General features: G+C 60.0%; 7 protein-coding genes. 3 read left to right on the forward strand and 4 right to left on the reverse strand.

Annotation, left to right across the window (positions count from 1 at the left end; all coding sequences use genetic code 11):
• Positions 1-16: 16 nt before the first annotated feature.
• The 4 genes from JK621_RS19610 to JK621_RS19625 all read right to left on the reverse strand — a co-directional run bounded on the left by JK621_RS19610 (position 17) and on the right by JK621_RS19625 (position 5,393).
• Positions 17-1,426 (reverse strand): sucrose-6-phosphate hydrolase, encoded by a 1,410-nt coding sequence (locus tag JK621_RS19610; protein ID WP_212560241.1) that lies wholly within the window; start codon positions 1,424-1,426, stop codon positions 17-19.
• The gene (locus JK621_RS19615) at positions 1,426-2,796 is read right to left on the reverse strand and encodes a sucrose-specific PTS transporter subunit IIBC (RefSeq protein WP_212557278.1); all 1,371 of its coding nucleotides are present in this window, start codon (positions 2,794-2,796) and stop codon (positions 1,426-1,428) included. Before JK621_RS19615 ends, JK621_RS19610 begins: the two co-directional genes overlap by 1 nt.
• A gap of 67 nt (positions 2,797-2,863) precedes the next feature.
• Positions 2,864-4,273, reverse strand: coding sequence for a carbohydrate porin (locus JK621_RS19620; protein WP_212557279.1), 1,410 nt, complete (start codon positions 4,271-4,273; stop codon positions 2,864-2,866).
• A gap of 190 nt (positions 4,274-4,463) precedes the next feature.
• Positions 4,464-5,393 (reverse strand): aminoimidazole riboside kinase, encoded by a 930-nt coding sequence (locus tag JK621_RS19625; protein ID WP_212557280.1) that lies wholly within the window; start codon positions 5,391-5,393, stop codon positions 4,464-4,466.
• A 612-nt stretch (positions 5,394-6,005) separates the two neighbouring features.
• Between JK621_RS19625 and JK621_RS19630 the strand changes: the two genes are divergently transcribed.
• The 3 genes from JK621_RS19630 to JK621_RS19640 are packed head-to-tail and all read left to right on the forward strand — an operon-like array spanning position 6,006 to position 18,013.
• Positions 6,006-7,721 (forward strand): ShlB/FhaC/HecB family hemolysin secretion/activation protein, encoded by a 1,716-nt coding sequence (locus JK621_RS19630; RefSeq protein WP_212557281.1) that lies wholly within the window; start codon positions 6,006-6,008, stop codon positions 7,719-7,721.
• Positions 7,722-7,731: 10 nt separating this feature from the next.
• Entirely contained in the window at positions 7,732-8,262 is a 531-nt protein-coding gene (locus tag JK621_RS19635) for a toxin-activating lysine-acyltransferase (protein WP_212557282.1), read from the forward strand.
• Between the two features lie 10 nt (positions 8,263-8,272).
• Complete coding sequence (locus JK621_RS19640) at positions 8,273-18,013, forward strand: hemagglutinin repeat-containing protein (protein ID WP_249337093.1); 9,741 nt, start codon at positions 8,273-8,275, stop codon at positions 18,011-18,013.
• The last annotated feature ends 1 nt before the right edge of the window (position 18,014 follow it).

The following is an 18,014-nucleotide window of genomic DNA, read 5'->3' on the forward strand; positions in this document are numbered from 1 at the left end:
TTCATCGGAGGATGCGTCATTCTAGCATGCATGGCGTCAGCGGCCAGTGCTCCAGTGCTAGCTGCGTCTCACCGCTCAAACGCAGCAACGGCTGCGGGCCAGGGAAGTAGCGTGAGCTCATGACCCCTTCGCCGTGGTTGATAAAAATCTCCACGCTGGAGCTGTCGAACAGCATTTGCAGGTGGGTGACTTCGCCGCGCCAGTAACGGTGTTCAGGCTGCCCGTTGCGCAGGTTGTTGCGCGTCAGGCGCAGCAAGGCGCCGTCCCAGCTCAGCGTCATCGCATCGCCAAAGTCGGCGCTGAATGCGCCGTTGGGCGTCAACAGCACTTCGGCACTGTCGACCGGCCAGCCCGGCGCGTTATCCGCGATTCCCTGCCATTGGCTGCCCTCGCCGCGCAGCCGTTGCAGCTCGCGCGCCGGCTGTTGGTAAAGCTTGCCGTCGTGCAACGACAGCTCGCGCGGGCAGGTCATGGTGTGGATCCAGCCGTATTGCAATGTCGGGTGACAGGCTTCGTCCTGCTCCGGTACGCCCATCCAGCCGACCAGCAGGCGGCGGCCGTCTTCGGCCAGCGTGGTTTGCGGCGCATAGAATTCGAACCCGGCGTCCAGCTCGTGGAATTCGCCATGTTCAAAGCCCGCCTGCCGATAGTCCAGTTTGCCGGTCAGATAGCCCGCCTGGTAAACGTTGAGATAACGTTCAGCCTGCGCCGCCAGCCCCTGCGGGCAACAAATCAATACCTCGGTTCCTGCCAGCGTGAACAGGTCCGGGCATTCCCACATATAACCGAAATCGCCCATGCCGTTCAGTTGGGATCCGGCAATCTCCCCCAACAGCTGCCAACTGCGCAGATCGGCGGAGCGCAGCAACAGCACCTTGCCGCGATCCTGCAGGTCACGGGCGCCGAGCACCATGTACCAGCTGTCTTGATGGCGCCAAACCTTGGGATCGCGCACGTGGCCGCTGTAGCCTTCCGGCAGCGGCAGCACCGGGCCGAGCTTGTCATACCCGCCCTGCGCATTTTCCAGCGCCAGGCACTGGTATGCGGTGCGAGAACCGTCGGGGTATTTTACGTTGCCGGTATACGCCAGCATGATTTTGCCGTTTTCCACCACCGCCGAGCCTGAGTAACAGCCGTGGCTGTCGTAACAAGCGCCGGGCACCAGCGCCACCGGCTGATGCTGCCAGTTCAGCAGGTCCGTCGATTGCCAATGGCCCCAGCATTTGTTGCGGTGATCGCAACCCAGCGGATTCCACTGATAGAACAGGTGATAAACCCCTTTATGCTGAATAAAACCGTTGGGGTCGTTCAGCAGGCCGACGCTGGGGGCCAGATGCCATGCCGGGCGATGAGGATCGCGCAGCGCCAGCGGCATGCCGTTCATCAGCGCCTGAACGGCCTGTTTCATCAAATTCAGTTCTTCCATCATTCACTGTCCGTTTTGTATTTCAGCAGCAGCGAGAGCGTAAAGGCGCTGCCGAAGGCGATAACCAGACCAATGATATAGCTCAGCAGCGAGCTGGCCTGCACGATCGCCAGCCCCGGGATCGCCGTCAGCCCGACGGCGTTCATGCCGACGTGATTGGCCACCACCCAGGCACCGCCGAGCGCACCGCCCGCCAGCGCCGCCAGGAAGGGCTTCACAAAGCGCAGGTTGATACCGAACAGCGCCGCCTCGGTAATGCCGAGCATGGCGGAAAAGGCCGAAGGCACCGCAATGGCTTTAATCTTGGCGTCGCGGGTTTTGAAATACACCGCCAGGCAAGCGCCGCCCTGAGCGATATTGGCCATCGACCAGATCGGCAGCAGGAAGTTAACGCCGATTTTCGGGTTGCCGAGCAGCCCGGCCTCGACGGCGTGGAAGCTGTGGTGAATGCCGGTGATGACGATGGCGGAATACAGGCCGCCGAACAGGAACCCGGCGAACCAACCGGCGTGGGCAATCAGCGTGCTGAGCACGAAGGAGATGCCGTCACCCAATGCGCGCCCGGCGGGGCCGATAAACAGCATGGCGACGAAGCCGGAGATCACCACCGTCAGGAATGGCGTCAGGATCAGGTCCAGCGCGTTGGGGATCACTCTGCGCAGCTGTTTTTCCAGCACGCTCATAAACCACACCGTCAGCAGCACCGGGAACACCGTACCCTGATAGCCGATCATGGCGATCTCGAGCCCGAAGAAATTCATGGTGTGGAAACCGCCGGCGACGCCCCAGGCGTTGGTCAGCGCCGGGTGGGTCAGAATGCCGCCCAGCGTGGCGCCCAGATAAGGGTTGCCGCCGAATTCGCGCGCGGCGGTGAAGCCGATCAGGATAGGCAAGATGATAAACGCCGCCGAGCTGAACATGTCCAGCATCACGAACAGCGCGCTGTGGGCGTCGGCCCAGCCGTAGGTTTTCACCATACCGAGCAGGCCCATCAGCAGGCCGGAGGCGACGATAGCCGGAATGATCGGCACAAAGATGTTCGACAGCAAACGGGCGATACGTTGCAGCGGGTTGAGTTTTTTCGCCGCGATGTCGGCGGCTTCAGACTTGCTGGATTCGCTGACGCCCGCCGCCTTGATAAATTCCGCATGCACCTTGTTGACCAGCCCGGTGCCGAAAATCACCTGGATCTGCCCGGCGTTGCTGAAGCAGCCCTTCACCCCGTCAAGTTTGCCGATTGCGGCTTTATCCACCTTGCTGTCATCCACCAGCACCAGCCGCAGGCGGGTGGCGCAGTGGGCGGCGCTGGCGATGTTCTCTTTGCCGCCGAGCAGCGGCAAAAGCGCATTGGCGGTTGCGGTAATGTCCATGTTTTCTCCCTTATAAATCAAAAACACCGCCGCGGCTTTCCGCGGCGGAAATTATCTCCAGCCTGCGTCAGAAGAAGTACTTGAATCTGGCGCGCACGCCGTAGCGCTGGTCGTTATTGGCGTTGGCTATTTTGTTATCGGCATTGGCTTCCAGCATCGAGACGTAGGCCCCGAGGTACAAATTGAAGTTCTTCATATTCATGATGTTAGGAATCTGATACGAAGTATGGATAGTGTGAATGTCATACTTGCCCGGTTCACTGAGCGGGTTATCGATGTTGGCCGCCATTCCGGCAGTGTTGAACTCTTTGATGTCGTTGTGGGCGTAGATATACCCCACTTCGAAGCGGCGCCACAGCACGTTGATGCCGGTGGTGAAGTCTTTTTCGCCCGACGCGTCCAGATAGGCGGTACTCAGGTTGGCGACTACACCGTTGTCCGGATTGGCGGCGGTATTGTTCCAGGTCATGGTCATGCCATAGCCGTTACGTTTGGACTGGTCGACGAATTCACCCTGATTGTCCTGATAACCATAGGCATTGTTGACCACGTTGCTTTCCATCGCCACTGCCGCACTGAGCTGGTCTTTCTTCCAGGCGATAACCGGCCGCAGATAGGCCACGTTTTTCTTATTATCCAGGCTGTTGCCATGGTAGGCCTTGTCCTGGAACAGCGAAGAACCGTCTTCCACCAGCGTGTTGAGCTCGAAGTAGAAGTCGCCGGCGTATTTGCTCAGCATCAGGTTGCCGCCGCTGCTGCTGCGGCCACGGCCTTCTTTCATCATGTAGATATAGCCGAAGCCATCGGCATACAGATCGTTGGCGGTATTGCCGGAATACTGGATGAAGGTGTCCTGATTGAGCGGGAACATATCGTAGGCTTCAAAGCGCCCGATTTTGGTCTGCCAGTTCTTTTCGTTGCCGAAGAAGAAGGCGGCATCATCAAGGTTCATTTTACCGGTCATGTCGGCCAGCGGTTGTACGCTGAAACCGGAGAAGTTGCCGTCCTGGTTGCGGCGGTAACCGTCCACGCCGACCAGAATGCGGCCGTTGATATCCCAACGCTCTTTGTTGCCGGGTTTCCAGTCCTTGTTGTTGCTGGTTTTCAACGAGGTGAGCTGGCCGCTGCGGCTGGCGCCGTCGAGGTTGAACTCGACGTCGCCATACAGTTTCAGATCGTCAAAACCGTTCAACTTCAGGCTGGAAGCCGGTGCGGCCTTGGTTTCCAGCGTCGCGGTACGCTGCGCAACCTGTACGGTTTGCCGCTCTGTGTTGGCGGTACGCTGTTCCAACTGTTGCGCGTGACGTTCTGCCGCCGTGGCGCGCGTTTCGGCCTGGGTGGCACGTTGTTCAGCCTGTTGCAGCCGTTGTTCCAGCGCATTCAGGCGTGCTTCGATACTGCTGTCGGCGCCAGCCGCCGCCGCAGAGGTGGAAATGAGGAGCCCTGTAGTTACAGCCAAATAGCTAAGTTTTTTCATGGTTCTCTATCATCCGGGTAAAGTTGTTATTGTTTTTTGCTAAATTGCTAAACCGGTTTTTCAGGATGAAAGATAAAGAGTTGAAGGGCGGCTGGCAATCAAGTTTGCTAACCCGATTCAGCTATTGTGATCGAGTGCGCAAATTCGGCCCGGCAGGAGAAAACGGTGAGCCTGGCCCACCGTTATGGACTTAGCGCTGAAGGAAATTTTTTAACTGTTCGGAGGTCGGCAGAGCGGTCATGGCGCCTTTGGCGGTGGTAGCCAGGGCACCGCAGGATTGGGCCTGAGCGATCACCGACGGCCACTGTTCATCCTGTGGCAGCTCGCCGAGCTGCGCCAACGCAGCCAGCAGACCGGCGACAAAAGCGTCGCCCGCGCCCGTGGTGTCGACCGGGACAATCGAGGGGGCGCGGAAATGGCGGATCTGTTTGCCGTCATGCACGCACACGCCATCGCCGCCCAGCGTTACCAGCAGCAAACGCAGCGGATAGCGTTGCATCATCCAGTCGATGGCGCTCTCCAGTTCACCGATACTGCTGATAAAACTCAATTCTTCCTGCGAGATTTTGACCACGTGCGCCAGCATCAGTGCCTTTTGCAGGCAGGGGCGCAGGGCTTCAGGCTGGTGCCAGACGTCTTCGCGAATATTCGGATCAAAACTCACCCAGCCGCCGGCCGCCCGGATGTTCTCCATCGCGGTAAAGGTGGTGCTGCGGCTGGGCTCTTGCGACAGGGCGATAGAGCAAACGTGCAGCCACTCATCCGCTTTGAAATCAGGCAGATCTTCAGGTTGCAGGAACAAATCGGCGCTGGGGGTAACCATGAAAGTGAAGGTACGTTCGCCAAGCAGATCGAGATCCACCACCACGGTAGAGGTGTGATAAGTGTCGTCCTGCGTCATGTGGCGGATATCCACCTGCTCTTCATGCAGCACCTGCTGCAGGAAAGTACCGAACCCGTCTTTGCCAACCCGGCCGATAAAGGCGCTGTCGCCACCCAGGCGGGCGATACCGACCGCGACGTTGGCGGGCGCGCCGCCGGGGCATTTTAGGTAACTGTTTGAATTTTCAGGAACGAGGTCGACTACAGCGTCACCCAGCACCCATACGCGATTTCCCATGTACAACCCCCTGTTTTAACCTGTGTCAGATGGCGAGCTAAAATAGAAGAACCGGTTTAGCAATGCAATGAAAGAATCCGCAGAGGCCGTAAATCCGGGCGCCGGAAGAAGGATAGAGGGGTCAGTTTGCGTCTTCTGGAATAAGGGGGGCGGGTTGATAACGCAGCCCTGAGAACCTTAAGTTGCGGCCAGCGATGCTGCAGCTTGAAATAAGATGAATATAATTAAAGGTGGGAGGTGAATTAATAATAATATCGTTCATCACGGTGATTAATTCACGAAAAAATGCGCTTGAAATAGGAAATGTCTTAAATTATGGCTATTGCCTGGCAATAATTACTCATGATGAATAATTGCATTATTGGCATGCAATTATTCCTAATTATTTTTAGTGGGTATTTTTGTTGGTTCATTATTTGTTTAATATAAACATATAGTTATATTAATTTACAGCATAATGGCGCTAACCTCTTGGATTATTCATTCTGCGTATTTGTTATCCGGCGCCCATTATTGGCAAAAATAGAGTTGATCCCGTGCTATTCACGCGCATAATGTTCGCGTTTACTTACAATTCTTATCTTTTATTTGTCCTTCGACAGGGAAAACGTCATGCGCCTCTCTGCTTACTCTTCGCTCAGCCTTGCTGTGCGCAAGGGTTTTATTCCATTGGCTTCCGTTGTCTTGCCGCTGTTTATATTCAATCAATCGGTTCTGGCGGCAGCGCCAAATGGCGATCAACTGATCATACAGCAGCAGCGGCAAAAAGCGCTGGAACAACAGCTGACGCCCCCGACGCCGGATGTGCGGCTGTCGCCGCCTTCGTCCGGTTTTGGCCGCATTGCGTTCCCGCAGGAAAAACCCTGCTTCCCTATCGAACAGGTCGTTCTGACCGGCCAGGACAAACTCCCGCATTGGCTGCCGTTGCAGAGCATTGCCAATCAGGCGCAGGGCCAATGCCTGGGCGGGCAGGGCATCAACCTGTTGATGAGCACCCTGCAAAACCGGCTGGTGGATAGCGGTTATATCACCACCCGCGTGCTGGCGCCGACGCAGGATCTGAAAAGCGGCAAACTGCGGCTGGTGGTGGTGCCCGGCTATGTGCGCCAGGTAAAACTGACGCCGGACAGCGGCCGCTACATTCAACCTTACAGTAGCTTCCCGGCCCACGCGGGCAACCTGCTGGACTTGCGCGATATCGAGCAGGGGCTGGAAAATCTGCAGCGCCTGCCGACGGTGCAGGCCAATATGGAAATCATCCCCGGCGAACAGCCCGGCGAAAGCGATATCGCCCTGAGTTGGAAGCAAGAACGCATGTGGCGCGTGGGCGCGTCACTCGACGACTCCGGCACCAAGAGCACCGGCCGCTATCAGGGCGGCCTGACGCTGTCGCTGGATAACCCATTCTCGCTCAGCGATCTGTTCTATATCTCCGGCACCACCGACCTGCAAAACCAGGGCGGCAGAGGCACCAAAAACATCACCGGCCATTATTCGGTGCCGTTCGGCTACTGGATGGCCGGTGTGACCGCCAATAGCTATGACTATCACCAGACCATCGCCGGCCAGAATCAGGATTACCGCTACAGCGGCAAGAGCAAGAACCTGGATTTCCAGCTCAGCCGGGTGCTGCACCGTAACGGTAGCCAGAAAACCACGCTGACCTATGATGTGCTGGCACGCGAATCCAGCAACTACATCAACGATACCGAAGTGGAAGTGCAGCGCCGCCGCACCTCCGGCTGGCGGCTGGGCTTGCAGCACCGTCATTACATCCAGCAGGCCACGCTGGACGCCGGCGTCAGCTATCAGCGCGGCACCCGCTGGTTCGGCGCATTGCCTGCGCCGGAAGAGACCTTTGGCGAAGCGACGGCGCTCAGCAAAATTCTTCAGCTCAACGCCCAGCTTGACGTGCCGTTCAGCCTGTTCAGCCAGGATTTCCACTACAACGTGCAGTACCAGCGCCAGATCAGCGATACCCCACTGACGCCGCAGGATCAGTTTGCTATCGGCAACCGCTGGACGGTGCGCGGCTTTGACGGCGAACGTACCCTGAACGCCAACCACGGCTGGTTCGTGCGCAACGATCTGGCCTGGCGCACGCCGCTGCCGGGGCAAGAACTGTATCTGGGGGCCGACTATGGCGAAGTGGGCGGTTACGGCAGCGAATACCTGGCCGGGCAACACCTGGCGGGTGGGGTGGTCGGCCTGCGCGGTTACGCCTTCAAGGTGGGTTACGACCTGTTCGCCGGTGTGCCGTTCTCCAAACCGGACGGCTTCAGCACCAGCCCGGTGACGCTGGGCTTTAACCTGAGCTGGAACTACTGAGGGAACGACGATGCGCATAGGTGACTACGATATTCGAGCGCCGCTGATCCTTGGCGGCGATGACAGCGAGGCGGAAGCCTTCGGCGCGGCGGTTTGGCTGTGGATGCATTCGCCGATGCACCGCGATGCGCCGTTGCACACCCTGCCGATGCTGCTGCTGCCGATCATCAAGCGGCAGCAATATGTGCTGGCCTCGTACCAAAATCAGCCGGTGTTTTTCCTCAGCTGGGCCGGGATGAATCAAGAGGCCGAGGCGCGTTATCTCACGCAACCGGCGATAAATATGCAGGAAAACGACTGGAACAGCGGCGATCGCCTGTGGTTCTGCGACTGGATCGCCCCGTTCGGCCACACGCGGGAAATGCGCAATCTGATCGCCCGGGATATTTTCCCGCAATTCTGCGTACGGGCGCTGTACCACCGCGGGGCGCAGCGCGGCAAACGCGTCGTGAACTTTAAAGGCGCGCAGGTCAGCCACCAGCAAGCGCAGCAATGGTGGGCGAACCACCCGTTAGCCGTCGAGCCGTCGGACATTCAATAAGGACATTGCCATGAACAAGAACCTGTACCGTATCGTTTTCAACAAAGCGCGTGGCATGCTGATGGTGGTGGCGGATATCGCCCGCTCCGGCCGCGCCGGATCCGCACGTTCGCCTGGCCTGGGCCATACCCTGAGCCAGTGCATCGGCAAGATGAGCGCCGTCAGCTTCAGCCTGTTATTGGCGCTGGGCGCGATACAGCCGGTGCAGGCGGCCATTGTCGCCGACCGCAACGCGCCGGGCGGCCAGCAGCCGACCATCGTCAACAGCGCCAACGGTACGCCGCAGGTCAATATCCAGACGCCGAGCGCCGGTGGGGTTTCCCGCAATACTTACAGCCAGTTCGACGTCGACAAGCAGGGCGCGATCCTCAACAACTCGCACAAAATGACCCGGACCCAGCAGGGCGGCTGGGTCGATGGCAACCCATGGCTGGCGAAAGGCGAAGCCAAGGTGATCCTCAACGAGGTCAATTCCCGCGATCCCAGCCGCCTGAACGGCTATATCGAGGTCGCCGGCCAGCGTGCGCAGGTGGTGATCGCCAACCCTTCCGGCATTACCTGTAATGGCTGCGGCTTTATCAACGCCAACCGCGCCACGCTGACCACCGGCCAGGCGCAGATGAACAACGGCAATCTGACCGGTTTCAACGTCGAGCGCGGCGAAGTGGTGGTGGAAGGCGCCGGTATGGACAGTTCGCGTCAGGATTACACCGAGATCATCGCCCGTTCGACGAAGATCAACGCCGGGCTGTGGGCCAACGATTTGAAAGTCACCACCGGGCGCAACAAGGTGGATGCGGCGCATCAGCAGATCGAAAAGCAGGGCGACGATCCGGCCACCCGCCCGCAGCTGGCGGTGGACGTGGCCAAGCTGGGCGGCATGTACGCCGGCAAGATCCGCATGATCGGCACCGAAACCGGCGTCGGGGTGCGCAACGCCGGTAATATCGGCGCGCAGGCCGGCAGCGTGGTGGTGACCGCCGACGGCCGCATCGAAAACAGCGGCGCCATCAGCAGCGGCGGCGATATGGCGATGGCTTCGAAACAGGGCATCAGCAACAGCGGTTCGCTGTTCGCTGCGGGCAATGCCGCCGTCACCAGCGAGGGCGAGGTGCAAAACAGCGGCTCCATCGCCGCGCGAAATAACGTACAGGTTCAGGCCGCCAGCCTGAACAGCAGCAAAGGCAGCACCCTGGCGGCAGGCGTGCAGCAGGACGGCAAACTGGGCGGCAGCGGCGAACTGGCGTTGACCGCCGGCGGCAAACTGACCGCGCAGGGCCAGAATCTGGCGGCGGGCAACCTGCGCGCCAGCGGGCAAGGCATGGACATCAGCGGCAGCCGTACCGCCGGCGCCAATGTAACGCTGAACGCCGGGCAGGGCGACCTGACGGCGGCCAACGCGCAGGTTGAGGCGGCGCAGCAACTGACCGCCGACACCGGCAAACGGCTGAGCAACGACGGCGGCAAGCTGACGGCGAACAAACTGGCGCTGAACGCGCAGGATCTCTCCAACCGCAAGGGCGAGATCGCTCAGCTTGGCGAAGACGATCTGGCCCTGAATCAGCAGGGTACGCTTGATAACGGCGGCGGCCGCATCGCCAGCAACGGCAATAACCTGACGCTGAACGCCGGGGCGATCGACAACCAGAGCGGGCAGATTATCCATGCCGGCAAAGGCACGCTGGCGGTAAGTACCGGCCGGCTGCAAGGGGATAACGGCAAGCTGTTGTCCAACGGGCAGCTCTCGATGCAGGGCGGCGATTACGTGCTGGATGGCGGCACTACGTCGGCGCAACGGATCGCCATGGATGCCGGCAGCCTGTCCAACCGCAACGGCCAATGGGTGCAGAGCGGCAACGGCGACATGCGTATCAGCACCCGTAAGGGTATCGACAATCAGGGCGGCCAACTGGCGGCCAACGGCAATGTGGTCTTGAACGCCGCACAGCTGAACAACCAAAACGGCAAAGTGATCGCCGCGCAGGACGGAAGCCTGAATGCGCAGATTGGCGGCACCCTCGACAACCGGCAGGGCCAACTGGCCGCGAGCGGCAATACGCGCTTACGGGCGGATAAACTGGATAACCGCAAGGGCCTGGTTTCCGCCGCTACCGGCAACAGTGAGGTAACGACCCATCAGGCGCTGGATAACCGCAGCGGCCGTATCGAAGCCAAACAGGGGCTGCAACTGAGCGGCGCCGGGCTGGAAAACCAGGGTGGGCAAGTGGTTGGCGGCGCCATTTCTCTGGCTCTGGGCAACGGCGCATTGAACAACCAACAGGGTGCTATCGCCGCCGCGGGCGATCTGCGCCTGAATGGCGGGGCGCTGACCAATGACGGCGGCCTGCTGCAATCCGCCGGTGACATGCGCCTCGACACCCAGGGCGCCGCGTTGAGCAACCGCCTGAGTGGCGAAACCGGCGGCATTCTCAGCCAGGGGGCGCTGTCGATCCACAGCGGCGCGCTGGACAATAGCCAGGGCATGCTGGTGGGGGGCGGTGCCACCGAACTGTTCACCGGCCGGCTGGATAACAGCAAGGGTACGCTGGTTGGCAAGCAGCAGTTGAACATCGACAGCCTGGCATTGACCAATGACGGCGGCCTGTTGCAGGCCGGCGGAGACGCGACTATCGATACTCATGGCCAGGCATTGACCAACCGCGACAGCGGCAAAAATGGCGGCATCAGCAGCCTGGGCAAACTGAACATCGCCGGCGGTGAGGTGGATAACCAAAGCGGCTTTATCGCCAGCTCGGGCGACCTGCAACTGAGTGGCAGCCAACTGGATAACCGCCACGGCACGCTGGCTTCCGAAAAACAGCTGTCGGCGACCGCCGGGGCGATCAATAACCAGGGCGGGGCGATCAAATCCGGCCGGGACATGGCGCTGAACGCCAAAGAACTGCTGGATAACAGCAATCTGGGGGTGATAGGCGCAGGCAAAAACCTGCAGCTGGACAGCGGGTCTCTGCTGAATAATCAGGGGACGCTGGTCAGCGCCGATGCGGCGAAGATCAACTTCGGCGTGCTGGAAAACCGGGGCGGCCAACTGGCGGCCCAAACGGCGCTGGAGCTGCACGGCAATAACCTCAATAACAACGACGGCGGGTTGATCCAGAGCGGCGATCGCCTGGAGCTGGCGGTGGATCGGCTGACCAACGCCAACAGCGGCGAGAAAGGCGGCATCACCAGCCAGGGCGCGATGAACCTGTCTATCGGCCTGTTCGATAACGGCCAGGGCGTGGTGATTGCCGGCAAAAATCTGCAACTTGACGCTGAAACGGTGCTGAACGGTGGCGGCAAGCTGGTGGCGCAGCAGGCATTGACGCTCACTACCACCGGCGTGGGCGGCCTGAACAATCAGAGCGGGCTGGTACAGGCCGGCGGCGACATGCTGCTGGATACCCGCGGCCAGCGGCTGGATAACCAAAACGGCACTCTCCACAGCCTGGGCCAACTGCAACTCAACGGCGGCGACGTCAATAACCAGGGCGGTACGCTGGGGGCCAAGGGCGATTTCATGCTGGCGGCGCTCAAATTGGACAACAGCAACGGCGGGCGGATTATCGGCGAGCAGGCGGTAACGCTGAACAACACCGGGCTGGATAACCGCAATGGGCAAATTCAGGCGGTCGGCAATCTGTTGCTGGGCAGCGCGCAGGGGATTATCGATAACACCCTGGGGCTGATCCGCAGCGGCGCTACCGTGACGCTCAACGCCCTGCAGTTCACCAACGACGCCACGCTGGCGGAAAATAAAGGGCTGGAAGGCCAGACGGTAACGCTGAACACCGGCACGCTGAGCAACCGTGGCGGCAGCATTTTGGCTGACCGGCAGTTGGCCATCACCAATGATGGCGCCCTGGATAACAGCGGCGGCCAGCTGGCTGCGGCCGACAACCTGCAATTGAAAGGCACGGCGCTCACCCTGCTGAACACCGGCGGCACGCTCAAAGCCGGCAAGCTGCTGGAGATTAACGCCAACGCAGTCGGCGGTGACGGGCAATTGTTGTCGCTGGGCGATATCAATCTGGTCAGCGCTCAGGGCATCAATAACAGCGGCGAGATGATCGCCAACGGCAATTTCAACTTCACCACGCCGGGCGATGTCACCAACAGCGGCAAGCTGCTGGCGGGCGCGAAGCTGGATCTGCACGCCAATAACCTGTTTAACGCCGTCAGCGGCGAGATCAACGCCGGGCAGGATTGGCTGACGGTGAACGGCACCCTGACCAACTACGGCCTGATCGACGGCAAGCACACTCTGCTGACGGCCAACACGTTGAACAACATCGGCACCGGCCGTATTTATGGCGACGCCATCGGCGTGCAAACCGCGACCTTCAACAATCTGGCGGAAAACGGCACCGCCGCTACGCTGGCCGGGCGCGAGCGAGTGGATATCGGCACCCAGACGCTGAACAACTACGATCACGGGCTGATTTACAGCGGTGGCGATATGGCGATTGGCGGCCAGCTTGACGCCAACCACCTGGCAAGCGGCCAGGCAGGCACCCTTAACAACCACAGTTCGACCATTGAGTCTGCAGGCAACATGGCGCTGTCCGCTGCGCTGATCAACAACATCAACGATCGTTTTAGTACCGAGCTGGTCACCGTTTCCAACGAAAAAGTCACCGAGTATCAGCAGTCCGGCGATCCGGTGCGCTGGAAGGCGGGAGAACAAGGCGTCTTCGTTGACCGCAATTCGTCAGACTCGTTGCTGAACCTGAACACCCCAGGCAAAACCGGATACGGCAACGACAGATTTAATCAGTACGACTATAACCGGACGGTGCAGGAAACCCAGATCAAGGAAAGCGATCCGGCTAAAATCATCGCCGGTGGCGATATGGCGATCAACGCAGGGCATTTGCTGAACGACAAGAGCCAGGTGGTGGCCGGCGGCACGCTGGCGATTAATGCCGGTAGCCTGGATAACGTGGCGGTGGCGGGCCAGCGGCTGACCACCGACGTCGGGGAAGTGACCAGCTACTACCGCATCAAGAAAAAAGGTACTGACAAACAGGGGCATAACGCCACGGCCTATACGCCGCCGACCACCATCCAGACCATCGCGCTGAAACCGAGCCAACTGATCGACCACGGGCAGGTAGCGGGTAACCCGGTCGCCATTGCGCCGCTGACGCCGCAAGGCACAGACGCTACCATCGGCCAGGCCGGCGGGGTGAATGCGCAGGTCACAGGCAGCGATATTTCCGCCGGGATGCAGACCATCGGCGGCGGCGAACTGCCGGTGATTCAGGCGGCGGCCCTGCAACCGGGCCAGCAGTTTGAAGTGGCCAACCAAGTGAACGCCCAGCAAGGCGATGCGGCAAGCAGCGTGGTGCGCATCGTCGGGCCGGACACCCGCCTGCCGGACAACAGCCTGTTCAAGACCAATCCGGCGCCGGGCGGCCAGTATCTGGTGGAAACCGATCCGCGCTTCACCAACCAAAAATCCTGGCTGGGCTCGGATTACATGATCGAGAAAGCCACCAACAACCAGGACAACGTGCTGAAACGTCTGGGGGATGGCTACTACGAGCAGCGGCTGATCCGCGAACAGGTGATCAACCTGACCGGCCAGCGTTATCTGGACGGATACAACAACGACGAAGAGCAGTTCAAGGCGCTGATGGATCAGGGGCTGGCCTTCAGCCGACAATATAACCTGAAGGTCGGCGTGGCGCTGACGCCGGAACAAATGGGGCTGTTGACCAAAGACATCGTCTGGCTGGTGAACGCCAAGGTCACGCTGCCGGACGGCAGCCAGCAAAACGTGCTGGTGCCGCAGGTGTATGCCCGCATGCAGCCGGGCGATCTGGACGGGTCCGGCGCGCTGATCGCCGGGCGCAACGTTAACCTCAACCTCGGCGACGGCCTGTTTAACAGCGGCCATATCGCCGGGCGCGAAGTGGTGAAACTGAGCGCCGCCAACATCACCAATATGGCGGGCAGCATTCAGGGGGCCGACGTCGGCCTGACCGCCCGCACCGATATCAATAATATCGGCGGCGTGATCCAGGGCAACAACTCGCTGCTGGCCAGCGCCGGGCGCGACATCAACGCCATCAGCACCACCCGGGCGGCGCAAAGCGTGAACGGCGCCAACAGCTTCGAGCGCACCAATATCGACAGCGTGGCCGGCATGTACGTGCAGGGCGCCGACGGCAAGCTGATGCTGCAGGCCGGGCGCGACATCAAACTGGATGCGGCGCAGGTGGTCAACAGCGGTGAGAATGGCCAAACGCTGCTGAGCGCCGGGCGCGATCTCAACCTGAACGCGGTGACCACCGCCAGCCGCGACAACCTGATCTGGAACGGCGACAACAGCCTGAAACAGGGCAACAGCCAGCAGGTGGGCAGCGAAGTGGTGGGTAAAGGGACTGTGACCCTCAATGCAGGTAACGATATCACCGCTCATGCGGCGGCGATTTCCGCCGGCGAGGCGCTGAATCTGAATGCCGGCCATGACGTCAACATCCTCAACGGCGAAAACACCCAGGATCTGGACGAGCGCCACAAGGTGACCGGCGGCAACGGCCTGATGTCGAAAACCACCACCACCACCCGCGACACCCTGGATCGCCAGACCCTGCAGAGCAGCACCCTGAGCGGCGACAGCATCAAGGTGCTGGCGGGCAACGATCTGCGCGTGCAGGGCAGCAGCGTGGCAGGCACCCAGGACGTGAAGCTGCTGGCGGGCCATGATCTGACCGTCACCGGCGCCACCGAGCGCAACAGCGAGCTGCACCTCAAGCAGGAGAAAAAATCCGGCCTGATGAGCAGCGGCGGTATCGGCATCAGCTACGGTACCGAAAGCCTGAAAACCACCGACACCTCGCAGGGGGTGACCAACCAAGGCAGCACCGTCGGCAGCGTGAACGGCAACGTCACGCTGGGTGCGGGCAACAATCTGGCGGTGACCGGCTCCGAGCTGGTGGCCGGCAAGGACATGGCGTTGAGCGGCAAGAATGTGTTGGTGACGCAGGCGCAGGATGAAAACAGCCAGACCCACAAGGTCGAGCAGAAAAAATCCGGGCTGACGCTGGCGCTTTCCGGCACCGTCGGCAGCGCGCTGAACACCGCCGTGGAAACCTCGCAACAGGCAAAATCCACCGACGACAGCCGCCTGGCGGCCTTGCAGGGCACCAAAGCGGCGCTGAGCGGCGTGCAGGCGGTACAGGCGGCGCGGCTGGCGCAAGCGCAGGGCGCCGACCCGGCCAATAACAACATGGTGGGGATCAGCATTTCCTACGGCACCCAGTCTTCCACCTCTACCCAGAACAGCGGGCAGAGCACCGCCCAGGGCAGCAGCCTGACGGCGGGCAACAACCTGAGCATCACCGCCGGCGGCAACGGCGTGAAGGGCCAGGATGGCGACATCACCGTGCAGGGCAGCCAGTTGCAGGCGGGCAAAGACGTGACCCTGAACGCCAACCGCGACGTGAACCTGCTTTCCGCCAAAAACACCCAGTATCTGGACGGCAAGAACGAGAGCCAGGGCGGCACGTTGGGCGTGGGCATCGGCGTCGGCTCCGGCGGCATCGGGCTGAGCATTTCGGCGAGCGTCAACAAAGGCAAGGGCAACGAGAAAGGCAACGGCACCAGTTACACCGAAACCACGGTGAACGCCGGTAATCAGGTCAACATTACCAGCGGGCGCGACACCAATCTTATCGGCGCGCAGGTCACCGGCGAATCGGTCAAAGCCGACGTGGGCCGCAACCTGCTGCTGGAGAGCCAGCAGGACAACGACCGTTACGATTCCAAACAGCAAAACGCCAGCGCGGGCGGCAGCTTTACCTTTGGCTCCATGACCGGCTCGGGCAGCATCAGCCTGAGCAAAGACAAGATGCACAGCAACTACGACAGCGTGCAGGAGCAGACGGGCATCTTTGCCGGCAAGGGCGGCTTTGACGTGACGGTGGGCGAGCATACCCAGCTTAACGGCGCGGTGATTGGCAGCACCGCCACGGCGGACAAAAACAAACTCGACACCGGTACGCTGGGCTTTAAGGACATCCACAATCAGGCTGATTTCGACGTCGAGCACCAGAGCGTGGGCATCAGCTCCGGCGGCAGCATCGGCAGCCAGTTCGCCGGCAATATGGCCAACGGCCTGCTGGTGGGCGCCAACAACAGCGGGCACGACAGCTCTACCACCCACGCGGCGGTGAGCGACGGTACTATCGTCATCCGCGATCAGGACAAACAGACGCAGAACGTCAACGACCTGAGCCGCGACGTGGAGCACGCCAACCAGACGTTAAGCCCGATCTTCGACAAAGAGAAAGAGCAGAAACGGCTGCAACAGGCGCAACTGATCGGCGAGATCGGCAATCAGGCGATGGACATTGCGCGGACCGAGGGGGATATCCGCTCTATCAATGCGGGCAAGGCAGAGCTTGAGAAGAAAGGGATCAAAGAGCCGGAGAAAGGGGCTGACAAGGAAGAGTGGAAAGCCTACAACGAGAAGCTGCATGCGACAGACAGCTACAAAGCGACGCAGAAAGAGTGGGGTACCGGCAGCTCAGTTCAAAAAGGCATGCAGGCGGCCACGGCGGCGATTCAGGGGCTGGCGGGCAACAATCTTGCGCAGGCGATGGCTGGGGGGCTGAGCCCTTATGCGGCTGGCGTTATCAAAGCCATGACGACTAATGCTGATGGCAGTACCAACGTTGCCGCGAACGCGATGGCGCATGCGGTGTGGGGCGCAGTAGCGGCTAAAGCCAGCGGCAACAGCGCCCTGGCGGGGGCAGCCGGTGCGGCCAGCGGAGAGCTGATGGCGCGTTATATTGCTGGCGAACTTTACCCGGATGTGAAGCCCGAAAACCTGACGGAAGACCAAAAACAGACCCTGAGTGCGCTGGGAACATTAGCCGCAGGGCTGGCAGGTGGACTTGTGGGTGACGGTACTGCGGATGCAGTGGCCGGTGCGCAAAGCGGCAAGAACGCGGTTGAGAATAATGCGCTGAGTGATATTGTACAGGCGCAGTCTGAAGGTAAAACGCTGGAGCAGAAAGCTGGTGAGTACGTTGAGGCTGAAAACGAGCGCTATAAGAAGGTAAACTGCGGCGGAATGAGCGCCGAAGCCTGCTCGGTGAAGATGTACACGGAACGGCGTGAAGCGTTGAAAGATATGGTGTCAACGGGTGCAGATTTTGTACCGGTGGTGGGTACTATAAAAAGTGCAGCGGAGGCTCAGTCAGCACTGGATTATCTCAACGTGGCCGCTTCCCTTATACCGGGAGAGCGTGTTGCAGTGGGTGTGCTGAAAGCGGCAGAGAAAGCGCTGGCTAAAGGGGATGTTGCTGAAGCTTCGACACTGATTAATAAGGCCAGTGATGAGATAGCAACCACAATACGCCCAGGTCATAGGCAATCAGAAATTGATGTAGGTAAAGATCTCGGTGACGGATGGCGCGAGCAAGTCAGCTTCAAGGATGGTAAAGAAGTTCCCTACGGTACAAAAGGTGGGGTTCGCCCTGACTGGTGTAAGGGGGATGTCTGTAGTGTTGAAGTGAAGAACTATAACATTGCGACTAATCAGAGCGGGCTGATCAATAATGTGTCTAAACAGGCGATCCAGCGTGCTGAGAATTTACCGACAGGAATGCAGCAGCGAGTCATTATTGATGTGCGTGGGCAAAGTGTGTCAGTAGAGCAAGAGAGAGCAATTATTAAAGGAATTGTCCAGAAATCTAATGGTGCTATCGATCCAGCTGCAATTGAATTCAAAAGGTAAC

Origin of the sequence: Serratia plymuthica (genome assembly GCF_018336935.1) — a bacterium.
GTDB classification, from domain to species: domain Bacteria; phylum Pseudomonadota; class Gammaproteobacteria; order Enterobacterales; family Enterobacteriaceae; genus Serratia; species Serratia plymuthica_B.

Coding starts and splice junctions, on each gene's coding strand:
- JK621_RS19610 (WP_212560241.1), bottom strand. CDS start 1,426: ATGGAAGAACTGAATTTGATGAAACAGGCCGTTCAGGCGCTGATGAAC.
- JK621_RS19615 (WP_212557278.1), bottom strand. CDS start 2,796: ATGGACATTACCGCAACCGCCAATGCGCTTTTGCCGCTGCTCGGCGGC.
- JK621_RS19620 (WP_212557279.1), bottom strand. CDS start 4,273: ATGAAAAAACTTAGCTATTTGGCTGTAACTACAGGGCTCCTCATTTCC.
- JK621_RS19625 (WP_212557280.1), bottom strand. CDS start 5,393: ATGGGAAATCGCGTATGGGTGCTGGGTGACGCTGTAGTCGACCTCGTT.
- JK621_RS19630 (WP_212557281.1), top strand. CDS start 6,006: ATGCGCCTCTCTGCTTACTCTTCGCTCAGCCTTGCTGTGCGCAAGGGT.
- JK621_RS19635 (WP_212557282.1), top strand. CDS start 7,732: ATGCGCATAGGTGACTACGATATTCGAGCGCCGCTGATCCTTGGCGGC.
- JK621_RS19640 (WP_249337093.1), top strand. CDS start 8,273: ATGAACAAGAACCTGTACCGTATCGTTTTCAACAAAGCGCGTGGCATG.